Source organism: Nocardia fodinahabitans (assembly GCF_052983615.1).
The window spans coordinates 7,515,405-7,529,990 of record NZ_JBRJJC010000001.1 but is presented as its reverse complement, the minus strand read 5'-3'; the positions used below and the strand labels follow the sequence as shown (position 1 = coordinate 7,529,990).

The window sequence follows — 14,586 nt, the reverse complement described above, 5'->3', positions numbered from 1 at the left end:
GCACGATCGGTTTGGTCAGAGCAGATTGGTGCGGGTCAGACGGCTGAATCCTCGCGGACGCCGCGATTGCCGAAACCTGTAGTTGCACTGGCGAATACGGCTTCTTGGTCGGGCGCATAGCCTCGCGGATCAGCACCCCCACTGCTGCCGAAGCCGTTGCTGCGGTCGTTGCGGTTGACCCGGCTTACCTTCGCAGTCGCATATCGCAGTGAGGGGCCGAGCTCGTCGACCTCAAGCTCGACCACCTGACGCTTCTCACCTTCGCGAGTTTCATACGAGCGTTGTTTGAGTCTCCCGCTGACGATCACGCGCGAGCCCCTGGCCAGGCTCTCGGCAGCATTCTCCGCTGCCTCGCGCCAAATATTGCAACGCATGAAGAGCGCTTCGGCGTCCTTCCACTCGTTGGCGCTTCGGTCGAACACGCGAGGAGTCGAAGCGACGGTGAAGTTTGCCACCGGCACGCCCGCTGGTGTGTACCTCAGCTCTGGCGCGGCCGTCAGATTACCTATGACAGTAATGACCGTATCTCCGGACACGATGGTCCTCCCAGGATTGTAGTGGACGGTGCTTTTCCCGGTTGCGCTGGGCAGCAGGGGATTTGAGGAACACCCGCGGAATTCCCGAACTCGCGGTCAGATATCTCCGTCGTCGGGGCGGCGCACTTCAGTTAATGTGCGAGTCGCCTCGGGGTCGAGTGAAATACGAAGAAGAACCCCGGATTGAGTTCAATCCGGGGTTCTCTTGTTCGCGTAAGGGCGCAAGCCGGGAGGGCTTACCGTGCATGCGCACAGCATGTTTGGCGTGGTCTGGTTATCGCTCGGTACTATGTGGGTGGCGAACTCGCACCCCATGTGGCAATTGCGATCGCAGCTGCGCTTAGGCCCAAGACGAACCCGAATGCACGAAGGGCATTCTTGAATGCTGAATATTTGCTCAGGGCGATCTGAGCGAGCGTGTGATTCTGTCGCCAAGCTTCCTCGATGACGGTCAGCCGGTCTAGATCCGCGGGAGGGTGGGGCATGGCTGCAATGGCGGGCCACGCGAACCGGTTGCTTTCTGCCGATGTCGTGCGCGGTATCAACGCTTGATAGACAAACGCTGCAGTAGTCATCGCAGCCACTGCCCAAAGGGCCAGGGCGGTGATCAAGACCCATTTGCAGGAGAAGTTGGGATTGCTGAGAGTGCTTCGAAATACATCGGCTTTGGACGCAGTCGCGGTAATCACGACACCGAGGCCGGCGGCCAGAACTGTGACCTTCGTGTCGGCGTTCTTGATCCAGTTGCCAAACTCCTGCATGGCAAACTTGGCGTCCTCCCAGCCTGCGACGGCCTCCTTTTCAGGGGGTTGAGATACTGCCCTCCTACGCAGCATGTGAGACATAGCTTTCCGTCGGCCATTTTCCTGTATAGACCCACTCGACGTAGCACGCATGCCAGTGGGCTGCCCACCCGACTACTGTTGCGGCGGTGTCGGTGGAGGGGTCCCAATCCTCCTGCGCTGCTACGCAGAGAAAACCACTCAAGTAGAGGTGGGGCGCGAGGAGGTGTATCCGCCCGACTCGCCTTCGGCGCGGTTTTGGATCGATTGGCGCAACATCGGGAAGCCCATGGCTGTAGCGATGCATCACCGCAATCTTGAACTCGGCATTGTTGGTTCGCACTGAGCCGATCCATGCCGGAGGTGAGTCCGCATCGCCAACGACGAGTTGGAAGCCGGGGAAGTTCTTGCTCATCGCCTCTGTTTCCGCGTCGAGCGCTCCCTCGGAGAGCCACCATCCTGGTGATTCCTGGGTGTCCTGTGGGGCTTCACCTCCGTGGAAGGTGTGTGACTTCAGCGGCATGGCTGAAGCGGCCTGTCTGATCTCAGCGGAGGTATCGAAAACGAGCAGGCCGTTTGGGAGAACGCGCCGCGTCAAATTATGTCCATGGATCCTGAGCAGATTTGAGATTGTCACCGTCATATCCTTCCGAGTACTGATTCGAGAGGCCTACCGCTAATCTCGGACATCGCCGAATCTATCTCGGGTAGTATGCGCTGCCAGGAGTGCTGATAGTAACTGTAGCGACGGACATCCGTGCCTCGGGAATACCGCTTGGGTGAATCCTCATGGGCTGTCAGAAGATCCGGAGAGTTGATGTATTCCGCGAATCCTTCGCCAACTACCAGTTCCCATGACTTCGCCGCCTTTTCGCACTTGGCAGCGAAGTTCGAGGCGAATCCTACGATGTTGATTTCATTCGCCGTGGGTGTCCCGGACCGGACGAAAGTCGCCTTACCGTAGTCGGCACCTGCTCGTGCCTGTACGGGCTCGATTCCCCAGGTCTTCAACTGGGGGTTTAGGTAGTTGCGAGTCGCATCCAGGGCAGCTGCGCAGGCTGCCGCCGCAACTACGACAACCGCCTCTGGCTGAGGCGCGGGGCCGAAGCCAGCAAAGAGTCCATCACCACGAAGGCCGAGCACGTGCCCGCCAAAACGCTTTACGACAAGCGTGAAGCCGGATAGCACTGCGTGTGCGAGGCGGGTCATGTCTTCGGGGTCGTCCCAGAACGTGCGGGCCGTGAAGTTGGTCAGATCAAGGAACACCGACGCCATGTCGCAGCTACTCGATTGCCCCACCGCAAGATCTGCGAACCGAGGGTGTCCGGTGACTATCTGTCCTGCGGAGGCAGTCAGGGGAGCACTCGCTTCTGCCTTGCTCTCCACCGCGCTTCGGTAGCTGGAGAGCACTTGGTTGGAGAACTCGTTCCCCATCTGCGTCATGGATGCCTCGATCGCTGATTGTGCACTGCTTGACGTGGGCCTGTTCGCGGCTCGACCCGGGCGGAACGGGGTAACTTCGAACCGTGTAGTTACATCTACGCAATTTACTGCCACCACTATAGCTAGTGCCATGAGTATGGTGCAAGCACGACATGTTGTGTCTCTGCCTCATGGGCCTTGCTGATCGGCATTCCGTAGGTTGCTGTGGTCTGGAGGCGGTCTCAGCGCGAGCTGGCCGAGCGGCGGTAGCCCGATGTGGGCGATGGCTCCGGCCCGTGGTGATTGGTTCCGGCTCAACGATAGAGCGGTGGTGAGACGCACCATCGATTCATCCAGCGATGTGGGTATGCACGCTGAGAAGGCGCTGGTAGGGGCATCTATTGCTCTTCAGATCTCATTGGTCCAGCTCTCGGCGGCATCCTCGAAGGGTCGTTCCCGGCGCTGAACCGAAAGAACAACCCTGCTTTTTGTCGAGACCGACCCTCTCACCTGGCGTCGAACTGGCGAGCGGTGACGCCATCGCGAACGACAGGACCGTTGTGCGCTGAGTTGGAACACCTCGGGTTCGCGAACCGACGAGTCAGATCGACGAGTCGTCGGCGACGCTCACGTCAGTTCCGCGCAACAGGCACTTCGGCTTTCGTGAACTGACGGGAAACGGACGTGAATCTCAACTCTGGTGCGGATGTCAGATTTCCGATGACCGTGTCTCCAGCCATAAGGAGCTCTACTCAAGATCGACGATGGATGCGCTGAGCGTGTCGTTATGCGGCGAGGGCTACGGCATGACGCGTGCTCGACATGGACATGTCCACGCCGCAAATTTCCTGGTAGGTAGTATGTTTCAATTTTGAGATCCACATAAACAACGACTCCGCGGCGTTCTCCGCGGCATCTCGCCACAGGTTGCAGCGCAGGAACAAAGCTTCACCGTCGAGCCACTGGTTGGTGGTGCGGTCGAAGTAGCGCGGTGTGGAAGCGACGGTGAAGTGAGCGACCGCCACACCCGAAGGCGTGAAGGTCAGCTCGATCTCGGAGGACAGGTTGCCTACCAGTGGAAGTGTCGGCTCGCCGGGCATAGTCGTTCCCTTTCTGAGGATGAGTCGAGGATGTGAAGGCAGTCCGCCTGGCGTCGGAAGCCCGACCGGGCGGTTGCGTGAGGTCGGTTGCGCAGGTGAATACCGGAACAAGTCGGTGCCAGGTCACGGCGTTGTTGTAGATGTCGCTGACGGTTGAAGGGGACGATGAGACAGGCTTACCGAAGCCGGGACCGCGGCAGGGGATGGGATAGGTGGTGACTGGATCCCTTTGAGCAGGTCCAGTGGTTGTGAGAGTTCTGATGCACCAGAATGGGTGCAGGAGGACGAGAACACACCATGGCACGACGACACACCCCCGAGCAGGTCATCCGGAAGCTCCGCGAAGGCGAGAAGCTGATCGGGCAGGGCTTCTCGATCGAAGAGGTCTGTAAACACCTCGAGATCTCCGACGCCTCCTGGCACCGCTGGCAAGCCCAATACGGCGGCATGAAGTCCGACGACGCGAAACGGCTCAAAGAGCTCGAACGCGAGAACGCGCGGCTGAAGAAGATGGTCGCCGAGCAAGCCCTCGATATCGACATGCTCAAGGAAGTGAACCGGGGAAACTTCTGAGCCCGGACCGACGCCGCAGAGCCGTCGTGTTTCTGCAACAACGGTTTCGGGTGTCACAGCGACGCGCGTGCGCGGTCGTGGGGCAACCCCGATCAGTGCAACGCCGACCACCCACGATCACTGAGCTCGACCGGGCTTTACGGGCGCGGTTACGCGAGATCTCGGCCAAGCACCCGCGGTGGGGATGGCGCAAAGCCCACGCACTTTGCCGCGGCGAGGGCATGGTCACCAACCACAAACGGACCCAACGGCTTTGGCGCGAGGAAGGTCTGAAACGACCATTCCGGGTCCGGAAGAAACGGCGGATCGGGGCAGGCCGCAATCAACGGTTGCGGGCAACCGCACCTGATCAGATGTGGGCGTTGGATTTCCAGGTTGATGTCACCGTCGACGGGCGCCAGGTCCGGTTCCTCAACATCGTCGATGAGTTCACGCGGGAAGCGTTGGCTACCAGAGCATTTCGGTCGTGCACGTCGGATCAGTTGGTCGGGGTGCTCGATGAGATCATCGCGGACACAGGCCGGCGGCCAGTCCATATCCGGATGGACAACGGCACGGAGATGACCGCGCACGCGATGCGGGATTGGTGCCGGTTCACCGGTGTCGACGCGTCGTTCATCGATCCGGGATCGCCGTGGCAGAACGGGATCTGCGAGTCGTTCAACGGGCGTTTCCGCGACGAGTTCTTGTCGTGCGAGGTGTTTCATTCGTTGACCGAGGTCCGTGTTCTTGCCGAGGACTGGCGGATCGAGTACAACAGTTACCGACCCCACGGGTCGTTGGGCTTTCTCAGCCCGGAAGCGTTCCGTGAGCAGTGGTCACCGACCGAGTTTCAGCAGCAGCTACAACTCGCATAGCCGGTGGACCCACCGACGGGGCCCAGTCAGTACCGTGCGGGCCGGGTCGTGCCTGATGAGAGTGTCGGACCTGCAAAGTTCGCAGCGCTTCTACTGCGACGTATTCGAATGCCGCGTCGCGCTCCAAGAACCCGATGCGGCGCTGCTGCTGACACCCGCGGGTTTCCAGCTGTACCTGCGGGTCAGCGAAACCTCGCGCAGGCGCAAAATCGGAGACTTGGGCGTCGAGCAAATCGTCTGGTCCGCCGACAGCAAAACAGAACTCGACCGAATCGAACACCGACTCCGCACCTACTGCTCCACTACCTACACCAACACCGCGAACGAGGTCAGTTTCGTCGATGGCGTCGATCCTGACGGCTGCCGCGTCCTTGTCACCTACCCAACCCCCGCACAGCTTCCCCGCGCGGTCATCGACGCCCGGTTCCGATGAATCGTCAGCGCTCGCTGATCGACAGCCGACTCCACGCGCGTCATCACCGCGGACTGACGCACAGTTTCGTGGCATCTTCTTCAACCCCAGCCCGAACTGATGGTCCATGCTCCATCAAGCTACCAATACCATGCACTGGCAGCCATCAGCCTGTTATGGGCCCTTTGCCCGGCTCGTGCACGTATTCACCGCTCTACTTGGATACATCTTCTGTCCATACATCCTCTACCGCAGCCGTGACGACCACAAAGGATCCCGCGAACGCCGCCGTGGCTGGGACAAGGTGGACACGATTCCACGCCGTAGGTGACCTGCTCCCACCTTGGCCAGCCCAGGCCGAGACTTGTTGAGCGCATGTGCCGTTGAGAACTTCACACCGATAGAGCGACTTCAGAAGGCGAGAGCTGTGATGAGTGAGAACAGTTTCGGCGCGCGAGCTCGATTGAACGTCGACGGCGATGAGTACGAGGTGTATCGACTCGACCGCATCGGCGGCGCTCAGCGCCTCCCCTACAGCCTCAAGGTGTTGTTGGAGAACCTGCTCCGCAACGAGGACGGGCACCTGGTCACCCGCGAGCAGATCGAGGCGCTGACGGGCTGGGATCCGAAGTCCACCCGCAACCCCGAGATCCAGTTCTCCCCCGCCCGCGTGCTCATGCAGGACTTCACCGGAGTCCCGTGTGTGGTCGACCTCGTCGCCATGCGCGACGCGATGACCGAGCTCGGTGGCGACCCGAACAAGATCAATCCCTTGATCCCGACAGAGTTGGTCATCGACCACTCGGTGATCGCGGACTCGTTCGCTTCCGACGATTCCTTCCGCATCAACGCTGACCTCGAATTCGACCGCAATCAGGAGCGCTACGAACTGCTGCGCTGGGGCCAAACCGCCTTCGACGACTTTCTGGTGGTGCCGCCGGACACCGGCATCTGTCACCAGGTGAACCTGGAGTATCTGGGTCGCGGCGTATTCACCCGCGACAAGGCGGACGGCATCACGGTCGCGTACCCGGACAGCCTCGTCGGCACCGACTCACACACGCCGATGATCAACGGGCTCGGTGTGGTTGGTTGGGGCGTCGGCGGCATCGAGGCCGAAGCTGCGATGCTCGGCCAGCCGATGTCGATGCTCATCCCGCAGGTGGTGGGGCTCAAGCTCACCGGTGAGCTGCCCGCGGGCACCACCGCCACCGACGTCGTTCTCACGGCGGCCGAGCTGTTACGCAAGACGGGTGTCGTCGGCAAGTTCGTCGAGTTCTACGGCCCGGGGGTCGCCAAGATCCCTCTCGCCAACCGGGCCACCCTCGGCAACATGAGCCCCGAGTACGGCTCCACCATCTCCATCTTCCCGATCGACGACGTCACTCTCGACTACATGCGCCTGACGGGCCGTCCCGAGTGGCGCATCAAGCTGGTCGAGGCCTACGCCAAGTTGCAGGGGATGTGGCACGACCCCGACCACCAACCGGACTTCAGTCAGACCGTCGAGCTGGACCTGTCCACCATCCGCCCTTCGATCGCCTGCCCGAAGCGACCGCAGGACCGTATCCCGATCAGCCACGCCAAGCGCGCTGTCAAGCAGGTCCTTGCCGGTAAGGACACGGCTGAGGTTATCGACGAGGTGCAGCGGGTGGGGCTCGACGAGGCCTCCTTCGAATCGTTCCCGGCCTCTGATCCCGTGGCGATAGTCCAGGACCATGGGGTGGTCCCGTCGGCCGAGATCGACATCGACAGCCCCGCGCCGGACTATCCACAGAAACCGACGGCCGTCACCATGCCGGACGGCAACGAGATCCAAATCGACCACGGCCACGTCGTCATCGCGGCGATAACCTCGTGCACCAACACGTCGAACCCGTCGGTGATGATCGGCGCAGCCCTGCTGGCGAAGAAGGCCGTCGAGCGCGGGCTGGCGAGCAAGCCGTGGGTGAAAACCACCCTCGCGCCCGGCTCTCGTGTGGTCACCGACTACTACGAGCGTTCCGGTCTGACCCCCTATCTCGACCAACTCGGGTTCAACCTCGTCGGCTACGGCTGCACAACGTGCATCGGCAACTCCGGACCCTGCTGGGGCCCATCGCCGACGCCATCGATGAGGCTGACCTCAATGTGGCCGCCGTGCTGTCGGGAAACCGTAACTTCGAGGGGCGCATCCACCCGCAGTCCCGGATGAACTTTCTGGCGTCTCCGCCCCTGGTGATCGCCTATGCCCTCGCCGGCAGCATGCTCGTCGACCTCACCGCCGACCCGCTCGGCACCGACACCGACGGCAAGCCGGTCTACCTTGCAGACATCTGGCCGACGGAGCAGGAGATCGAGTCGGTTATCTCCGCGTCGGTCGAATCGTCGCTGTTCACCGAGGGTTACTCGGACGTGTACGCCGGCGACGACAACTGGAAAAGTCTCGATGTCTCCGACAGCGAAGTATTCGAGTGGAAAGACGACTCGACGTACGTACGTCGACCCCCGTACTTCCACGGGATGACGCGAGATCCTGAGCCGGTGCAAGATATCGCGGGGGCACGCGTTCTCGCCAAGCTGGGTGACTCGGTCACCACCGACCACATCTCGCCCGCCGGCGCCATCCGGCGCAACGGTCCCGCCGGGGCATACCTGCAGGAGCACGGCATCGGGCCGAAGGACTTCAACTCGTACGGGTCCAGGCGTGGCAACCACGAGGTGATGATCCGCGGCACGTTCGCCAACATCCGTTTGCGCAACGAGCTCGTGCCGGGCGTCGAGGGTGGGGTCACCCGTTACCTTCCGACCGGCGAGCAGTTGAGCATTTTCGAGGCGGCCGAGAAGTACGCCGAGGACGACACCCCTTTGGTCGTGCTGGCCGGTGCAGAATACGGTTCCGGATCCTCCCGTGACTGGGCGGCGAAGGGGACGCTGTTACTGGGAGTCAAGGCGGTGATCGCGCAGTCGTTCGAGCGAATCCACCGTTCCAACCTGATCGGCATGGGCGTGCTGCCATTGGAGTTCCCGGTCGGGGAGACGGTGCAAAGCCTGGGTTTGACCGGCGAGGAGGAGTTCTCGATCACGGGCATCGTCGGCGCGGACTCGGGCGACTTCCCCGACTCGGTCACGGTAACGGCGGGCGACACCGAGTTCACCGCTAAGGTACGTATCGATACTCCCGCCGAGGCGTCCTACTACCGGCACGGCGGCATTCTGCAGTACGTGCTGCGCCAGCTGCTGAATCCGTAGCATCGCCAGCTCAATGAGCCCGAGGCCAAGCTCAAACGAAGGTCGACGCGGCTTCAGCGTGTGTCGCCGTGACATTCGCACTAGGCTCTCTTGGAGAAGGTTCAAGCGGCCGTTGGGTCGGGTCTTCCGGGCGTTGGGACGCCGCTGCACCGCCAAGCAGATCCCGTTACCAGGGATATCAACCGACAGACAGCTTGCCCCGCTCAGGGGGCGGTCCGTGACGGGCGCCGTCTGGATGGCCGCTCGTGTGACGAGTACCCGTTCGCGTCGACCACCGAAGGCGCGGCGACCTCGGGGGGCGGCGGGAGGACCTTCAACCCCCAGTGTCACGTGCCAGACCTCGGTCCGGCCAGCGGCTCCACCGGCTACAGCGTCTGCATGATCGACGCGGCGCAGAACTCGCACGCAGGCAGCCTCCTCGGTGCCTTCTATGGCACGAATCGAGTCATCAACCAGGATCCGTTCAAGGTGCAAGCCCAAGGAGGTTCGCTGCCGCCGACGCCCTGAACCGGCTATCCGTGAGAGCTATAATGGCGTCAATTCAATCGGCGAGGAGGCTGCGTGCGTGGAACAGCAGTTGGCGCGGCCGCACTAGGGGCGCTGGTGTTAGCGGGTGTCGCCATCGGCATCGTGCGCTCTGGCGATCCCAGCGCACCAGCGACTCCATCGACAGGACAGGACGTAAGCACCGTGACCAACGAGTCCAAACCTGCTGGCGATGACGAATACGACCCCGACCTGGAAGAACCAGTGATCGAGCCGGGCAAGCCGAACACGTTGAAGGAGTTCGCTGAGGACTCCCGAGACGGCGTGGCTCCCGGCGAGTACCAGATCGGCCCTAAAGGCCTTGAGAGCGGCCCCCTTAGGTCGACCTACAATCCCTGACGATGCTAAATCGGCTAGGCCTGGAACCGCGTCAAGGCGGGGCCAGGCCTAGTCTGTCTTCCGGCTGTCGCGGGTGAAGTCTCCTCGCGGTCGGCAGGCAGCAGGCACCGCAGTTATCCGCTTCTGCCCGGCACCAATTTCTGGTGCGAGCCATGGATCTTCTGTCATACCGGGTGGGGAGGTCAGGAATGCGAAGAGCAGCAGTACAGAATCGCGCACGCCATTTATGATCCGACCGACTGCGAGACCTACCATGAGGCACCGGGACCGTTCGAGCCGATCGGACTGGTTACCGCTTACTGCGGTGGTGGTGACACCCCGCTGTCGGGAACATCGATTTGTGATTCCTGGGTTGATTCCGATTTCATGAATCCAGTCAATTAGCCAGCCGGAGTCGGTGGATGGGTCACCCAGTGAACTCCATCCACCGGCTCCGCTTCGCCGGGCATAATCGGCGCAACGACATCATCGAAATACATGTTCATCGCCGAGCCGGGATCGTCATCGACCGCGACGGCTCGCAGCCTCGACAAGATCAAGCGATGCCCGACCCGCGACTGCACGAACTCACTGTTTCCGTAGTGTTCGATGACGACCACGACCCCGTCTTCGATCGAGTTCAGCTCGACGCTGGCGACACGAAGTCCGCCCCGGTCCTGACGAACGATCAGTCCACCGATCAGCCGCTGCGTGAATCGCATTGCCCACGTGTCGAATACCGTGCCGTACTCGCGAAACAGCAGTCCACCCTCATCGCGGCTTACTGGCGGTGGAACGTGTTCATCCGGTCTCTCGGGCTTTCGACGCGACATCGCTGTCTCCTGGGCCAGCCGACATTCTGATAGCTGCCAATCGTAGCGGTCGACGCGCCTATGACCGGCTTCGCCGCAGTTCGCACAGCGTATCCGGGCTCCGTGGCTGGCTGGCCACACAATTCAGCACGGCTCCTTAATGACGCGGCCGGATTGTGGGCCAGTGCGCCGAATACCCAGCTCACAGGACGAGCACCGTGCTGCCGGACAGTGTGACGAGCGACGGGCCCATGTACGTTCATTCGTCCTCGTCGGCGGCGTCGGGATCGCGTAGCGGTCGGTGGTTGCCACCGAGATCGGGCAGCGCGAAGCTGTAGTGGCCTTCGAGCCGGATATGGCGGCGCATGAACGCCGACAACCGGACGGCATCCTCATCGCGCACCGGATAGTCCTGCGCTCGTAGCTGCACCAGCGCCCGGTCTAGATACACCGAGTTCCACAGCACGACACAGTTCAAGATCAGCCCCAGCGCCGCGAGCTGGTCCTCCATCCCGTCGAGGTAGGCGCGCGTCATCTCGCCCTTCTTGCCGTGAAAGACGGTGCGGCCCAGGTCGTGGCGTCCTTCTTGGATGTTGGCTTGGGCCTTGGCTTCGCGTCGATACGGTTCGTCGTCGGCCAGACGTAAGATGTGCAAGGTCTTGAAGATCCGCCCGTAGTGGGCGATCGCCTGCCCCAGACTGGTCGGGTTGCCGTCGCGCGAAATCATCCGGGTGACCTCGTGGGTGGAATGCTGGTGACCAGGATGTTCCATGTGAAGATCGGCATCCGGAACATCGTCATCCCGGGTGCGCGCAGACAGACGACGGTGGTGATCATGTTGACCGCCCCCAGGATGGTGCCCAGACCCGAGAGCGCCAAGCCCATGATCCACAGGTCCGCGCCGACGCCGGGAGAATGCTCGGCCAAGCTCAACGGCACATAGGCAGTCCACCCGAAATCAGCAGCCCCGCCGGGGGTGACGAAGCCGGCGGTAGCGATCGATGCGCCGAACAAGTACAGCCAGTAACTGAGCGCGTTCAACCGCGGGAACGCCACATCGGGGGCACCGACCTGCAGTGGCAGCACACAATTGGCGAAGCCGAACACGATCGGGGTCGCGTAGAACAGCAGCATGATGGTGCCGTGCATGGTGAACAGCTGGTTGTACTGTTCGTTGGACAAAAACAGCAGGCCCGGTCGCGCCAACTCGACGCGCATCAACAGCGCCATCATCCCGCCGATCAGGAAGAACGACATCGCGGTGACCACGTACATGATCCCGAGCAGCTTCGGATCGGTGGTGGTGAGGATCTTGAAGATCGCCGACCCTTTCGGCCCCATCCGTGCCGGGAACGGGCGTGTGGCCTTGGCGGTGGGGGTGATTTCGGTGGGCGCTGCAGACACCGGCGATCCCCTCTCGGTTGATCTTCCTCGGCGGGCGCCCTCACGACGTACCCCGGTCCTTACGGGTTGAGCCGGCGAGTCCTTGTTGCCGCCGCCGGTGATGATGATGGCGTTGTCGCGATGCGGCGATCCTAGATCCGTCGGTCAGCCTTGACGCTCCGCATCAGTGTTCTGGTGCGGTGTGTCACCCGCCGCTTAGTTTATACAAGATTTCACTGTATAAATAGGTATGGCGTATGTGATCAGCGAGCCTTGTGTGGATGTGCTGGATCGGGCGTGTGTGGAAGAGTGCCCGGTCGACTGCATCTATGAAGGCATCCGCGCTTTGTACATCCATCCCGACGAGTGCGTCGACTGCGGCGCGTGTGTGCCGGTATGCCCGGTGGAAGCGATCTACTACGAAGGCGACCTGCCCGCCGAGCTCGAGCCCCACCTCGCCGACAACGCCGCCTTCTTCACCCAGGCCCCGCCCGGGTCTCAGCAACCGCTCGGATCTCCCGGTGGCGCGGCCAAACTCGGTGCGGCCGGATTCGATGCCCCGCTAGTGGCCCGGCTGCCGCAACGGAGGGCCCAGTCATGACTCCCACATCCGGTCTTACGCCGAACTCGCCCGGTGGTGGGCGCCGCGGCGAGGTCCTTGCGGTGTTGCGGGCGTCCCCGGTGGCGTTGAGCATCGTCGAGCTCGCCGCGCGACTGGACGTGCACCCGAACACGGTGCGGTTTCACCTCGAGGCATTGGTCACCGCGGGGCAGGCCGAACGGGTCGAAAGCCCGCGCATCGGCCCCGGGCGCCCGCCACAGGTCTTCCGGGCACATCCCGGCATGGACCCCGCCGGGCCACGCAACTACCGGCTACTCGCCGATATCCTCACCGCACAGTTCGCCGCCGAACCCGATCCCGCGGCGCTGGCAGTGCGGGCAGGGCAGGCATGGGGCAAAGACCTGGCAGCCTCGACCACGGCGCCCGCAGCAACAGCGGAGCAGGCCGTGGATGACATGGTGCGGATGCTCGACGACCTCGGGTTCGAACCCGACACCGACGACGCGCGGACACGGATCCGATTGCGGCACTGCCCGTTCCTGGACCTGGCCGTCAGTCACGCGACAGTGGTGTGCCCGTTGCATCTGGGCTTGATGCAGGGAGTGCTGCAGGGCCGCTCGGCGCCGGTCACCGTCGATCGGCTCGAGCCGTTCGCCGCACCGGACCTGTGCCTTGCCCACCTCGCCCCCGCCGGCGATGCACCCGCACAACCACAGACAGGCTCCACGCCATGACCACCACCAGCGCTGTCATCACCGCGCTCGGGTTCTGCTGGCTGGGCATGGTGCTGGCCATCTCGTTTCTGGAAGCACCGTTGAAGTTTCGGGCACCCGGACTCACCCTGCAAGTGGGACTCGGTATCGGGCGGCTGGTCTTTCGCGCCCTCAACACCATCGAGATCGTCTTCGCCGCAACGATTCTCATCGCTATCCTCTTCGACCCGCCTCCCGTCGGCGCCGTTGTCGCGTTGATGGTGGCGATGGCGACGCTGATTGTGCAGTTGGTGGTGGTCCGGCCGCGGTTGACCCGGCGTAGCGACGCCGTGCTCGCCGGTCGCGATGTGCCCCGCTCCCACAGCCACTACGCCTATGTGGCATTGGAAGTGCTCAAAGTCATCGCGCTCCTGATCGGTGGCATCGCAGTGCTGGCCCACGGCGTGTCATGAGTTGCCCGTCGCTGACCTATGTCAGGCCGCCCGGTGCGATATTGCACCCGGCGGGTCCGTGGCGATCAGGACGGCACCGGCACAGATACCGCGATGCTTCGTCCTCGGTACTGGGCATCGAAACCCAGTGCATCGGAGGGAAATGCGAATGCAGGGAAGACATCTGGGTCACCGCCGAAATGTGTGCCCAAGCAGCGTTCGCCCACTCCACCACCGCCGCGCACACCTCCGCCGAGGCTGCTGGTGAGTAGATTCCGGCCCGAACAAGACGGCGATCCTGGCGATCGGTGGCACGACGCCGCGATCGAGCAGCCGCACGCCCACCGCGACGACCGTGAGCGCTTGGAGGGCCCGTTGATCGTCGTCGGTTTCGACACCTCACTGGCCTCCCAGCACGCCCTCGCCTACGCCGTCGGCGCGGCTGTCCGCATGCGCGCGGGTCTGCTGGTCGCCTACATCAGCACCCTGCCCAACCCCACCTATCTGACAAGCACCGTGCCGATGTTCGGCGACATACCCTTCGAGTCCGAAGCCGATCAAATCGCCGCGGCTCACCACTCGGCTACCGAGATCCTCCATGACGTCGCGGTGTCCTGGTCGTTCACCGTACGTACCGGGGACGCCGCGGCCCAGCTGGCGCGGCTGGCCGACAACAACAACGCCGACGTCCTCGTTGTCGGCCGCACGAGCAGCTGGCTGCACCGCAAGATCGGCTCGATCTCGGCTCGGCTGCTCTCACGAGCTCGGTGTCCGGTCACCGTCGTGCCCTGAAGCCGTAGGTCACGGCCAACCGCGACGAGGCACAGCAGTCGGCCGCGCGGGCGCCGCGCCGAACGTGTGGTTCGCTCACGTACGCGAAAGAGCTTGCCCGCCAAGGCGTCAGTTCT

Annotated in this window: 14 protein-coding genes and 3 pseudogenes; 9 read left to right on the top strand and 8 right to left on the bottom strand. The window is 62.7% G+C overall.

Annotated features, from left to right (window positions below):
- Positions 1 to 35: 35 nt before the first annotated feature.
- The 5 genes and pseudogenes from NV348_RS35595 to NV348_RS35575 all read right to left on the bottom strand — a co-directional run.
- A complete protein-coding gene (locus NV348_RS35595; protein ID WP_447146858.1) occupies positions 36 to 536 on the bottom strand; it encodes a single-stranded DNA-binding protein in 501 nt (166 codons plus the stop codon).
- A 287-nt stretch (positions 537 to 823) separates the two neighbouring features.
- Positions 824 to 1,381, bottom strand: a complete 558-nt coding sequence (locus NV348_RS35590; protein WP_447146857.1) for a Pycsar system effector family protein — start codon at positions 1,379 to 1,381, stop codon at positions 824 to 826.
- Positions 1,362 to 1,961 carry a type II CBASS E2 protein gene (locus tag NV348_RS35585; RefSeq protein ID WP_447146856.1) on the bottom strand — a complete coding sequence of 200 codons (600 nt, stop codon included), beginning with the start codon at positions 1,959 to 1,961 and terminating at the stop codon, positions 1,362 to 1,364. The genes NV348_RS35590 and NV348_RS35585 overlap by 20 nt, the downstream gene beginning before the upstream one ends.
- A complete protein-coding gene (locus NV348_RS35580; RefSeq protein ID WP_447146855.1) occupies positions 1,958 to 2,761 on the bottom strand; it encodes an adenylate/guanylate cyclase domain-containing protein in 804 nt (267 codons plus the stop codon). The genes NV348_RS35585 and NV348_RS35580 overlap by 4 nt, the downstream gene beginning before the upstream one ends.
- Before the next feature lie 866 nt (positions 2,762 to 3,627).
- Positions 3,628 to 3,840, bottom strand: a pseudogene (locus tag NV348_RS35575) (single-stranded DNA-binding protein); the annotation flags it as partial.
- Positions 3,841 to 4,137: 297 nt separating this feature from the next.
- Here NV348_RS35575 and NV348_RS35570 point away from each other — a divergent pair.
- The 5 genes and pseudogenes from NV348_RS35570 (at position 4,138) to NV348_RS35545 (ending at position 9,798) form a co-directional block, all read left to right on the top strand.
- Positions 4,138 to 5,270, top strand: a protein-coding gene (locus NV348_RS35570; RefSeq protein WP_447145096.1) for an IS3 family transposase whose coding sequence is annotated in 2 segments (ribosomal slippage) — positions 4,138 to 4,399 and positions 4,399 to 5,270 — 1,134 coding nt in all. Because the reading frame shifts where the segments join, the coding sequence is not laid out codon by codon here.
- A 55-nt stretch (positions 5,271 to 5,325) separates the two neighbouring features.
- On the top strand, positions 5,326 to 5,703 hold the full coding sequence (locus NV348_RS35565) for a VOC family protein (protein WP_174562715.1): 378 nt from the start codon (positions 5,326 to 5,328) through the stop codon (positions 5,701 to 5,703).
- 409 nt (positions 5,704 to 6,112) lie between these two features.
- A pseudogene (locus NV348_RS35555) lies at positions 6,113 to 8,913 on the top strand (aconitate hydratase).
- 90 nt (positions 8,914 to 9,003) lie between these two features.
- The gene (locus tag NV348_RS35550; protein ID WP_084504784.1) at positions 9,004 to 9,420 is read left to right on the top strand and encodes a NucA/NucB deoxyribonuclease domain-containing protein; all 417 of its coding nucleotides are present in this window, start codon (positions 9,004 to 9,006) and stop codon (positions 9,418 to 9,420) included.
- 183 nt (positions 9,421 to 9,603) lie between these two features.
- On the top strand, positions 9,604 to 9,798 hold the full coding sequence (locus NV348_RS35545; RefSeq protein ID WP_062992153.1) for a hypothetical protein: 195 nt from the start codon (positions 9,604 to 9,606) through the stop codon (positions 9,796 to 9,798).
- A 380-nt stretch (positions 9,799 to 10,178) separates the two neighbouring features.
- On the opposite strand, the gene NV348_RS35540 is transcribed toward NV348_RS35545, so the two are convergent.
- From NV348_RS35540 to NV348_RS35530, 3 genes and pseudogenes are all read right to left on the bottom strand, one after another.
- Positions 10,179 to 10,610, bottom strand: coding sequence for a hypothetical protein (locus NV348_RS35540; protein ID WP_143876129.1), 432 nt, complete (start codon positions 10,608 to 10,610; stop codon positions 10,179 to 10,181).
- 238 nt (positions 10,611 to 10,848) lie between these two features.
- Entirely contained in the window at positions 10,849 to 11,316 is a 468-nt protein-coding gene (locus NV348_RS35535; protein WP_255284832.1) for a transposase, read from the bottom strand.
- Positions 11,317 to 11,336: 20 nt separating this feature from the next.
- Positions 11,337 to 11,930: pseudogene (locus tag NV348_RS35530) on the bottom strand (cbb3-type cytochrome c oxidase subunit I); the annotation flags it as partial.
- 292 nt (positions 11,931 to 12,222) lie between these two features.
- Between NV348_RS35530 and fdxA the strand changes: the two are divergent.
- The 4 genes from fdxA (at position 12,223) to NV348_RS35510 (ending at position 14,470) form a co-directional block, all read left to right on the top strand.
- Entirely contained in the window at positions 12,223 to 12,573 is a 351-nt protein-coding gene (gene fdxA / locus NV348_RS35525; protein WP_357212895.1) for a ferredoxin, read from the top strand.
- Positions 12,570 to 13,268 (top strand): helix-turn-helix transcriptional regulator, encoded by a 699-nt coding sequence (locus tag NV348_RS35520; RefSeq protein ID WP_101466925.1) that lies wholly within the window; start codon positions 12,570 to 12,572, stop codon positions 13,266 to 13,268. Before fdxA ends, NV348_RS35520 begins: the two co-directional genes overlap by 4 nt.
- Entirely contained in the window at positions 13,265 to 13,699 is a 435-nt protein-coding gene (locus NV348_RS35515) for a hypothetical protein (RefSeq protein WP_062992144.1), read from the top strand. Before NV348_RS35520 ends, NV348_RS35515 begins: the two co-directional genes overlap by 4 nt.
- Before the next feature lie 243 nt (positions 13,700 to 13,942).
- A complete protein-coding gene (locus NV348_RS35510) occupies positions 13,943 to 14,470 on the top strand; it encodes a universal stress protein (protein WP_357212899.1) in 528 nt (175 codons plus the stop codon).
- The last annotated feature ends 116 nt before the right edge of the window (positions 14,471 to 14,586 follow it).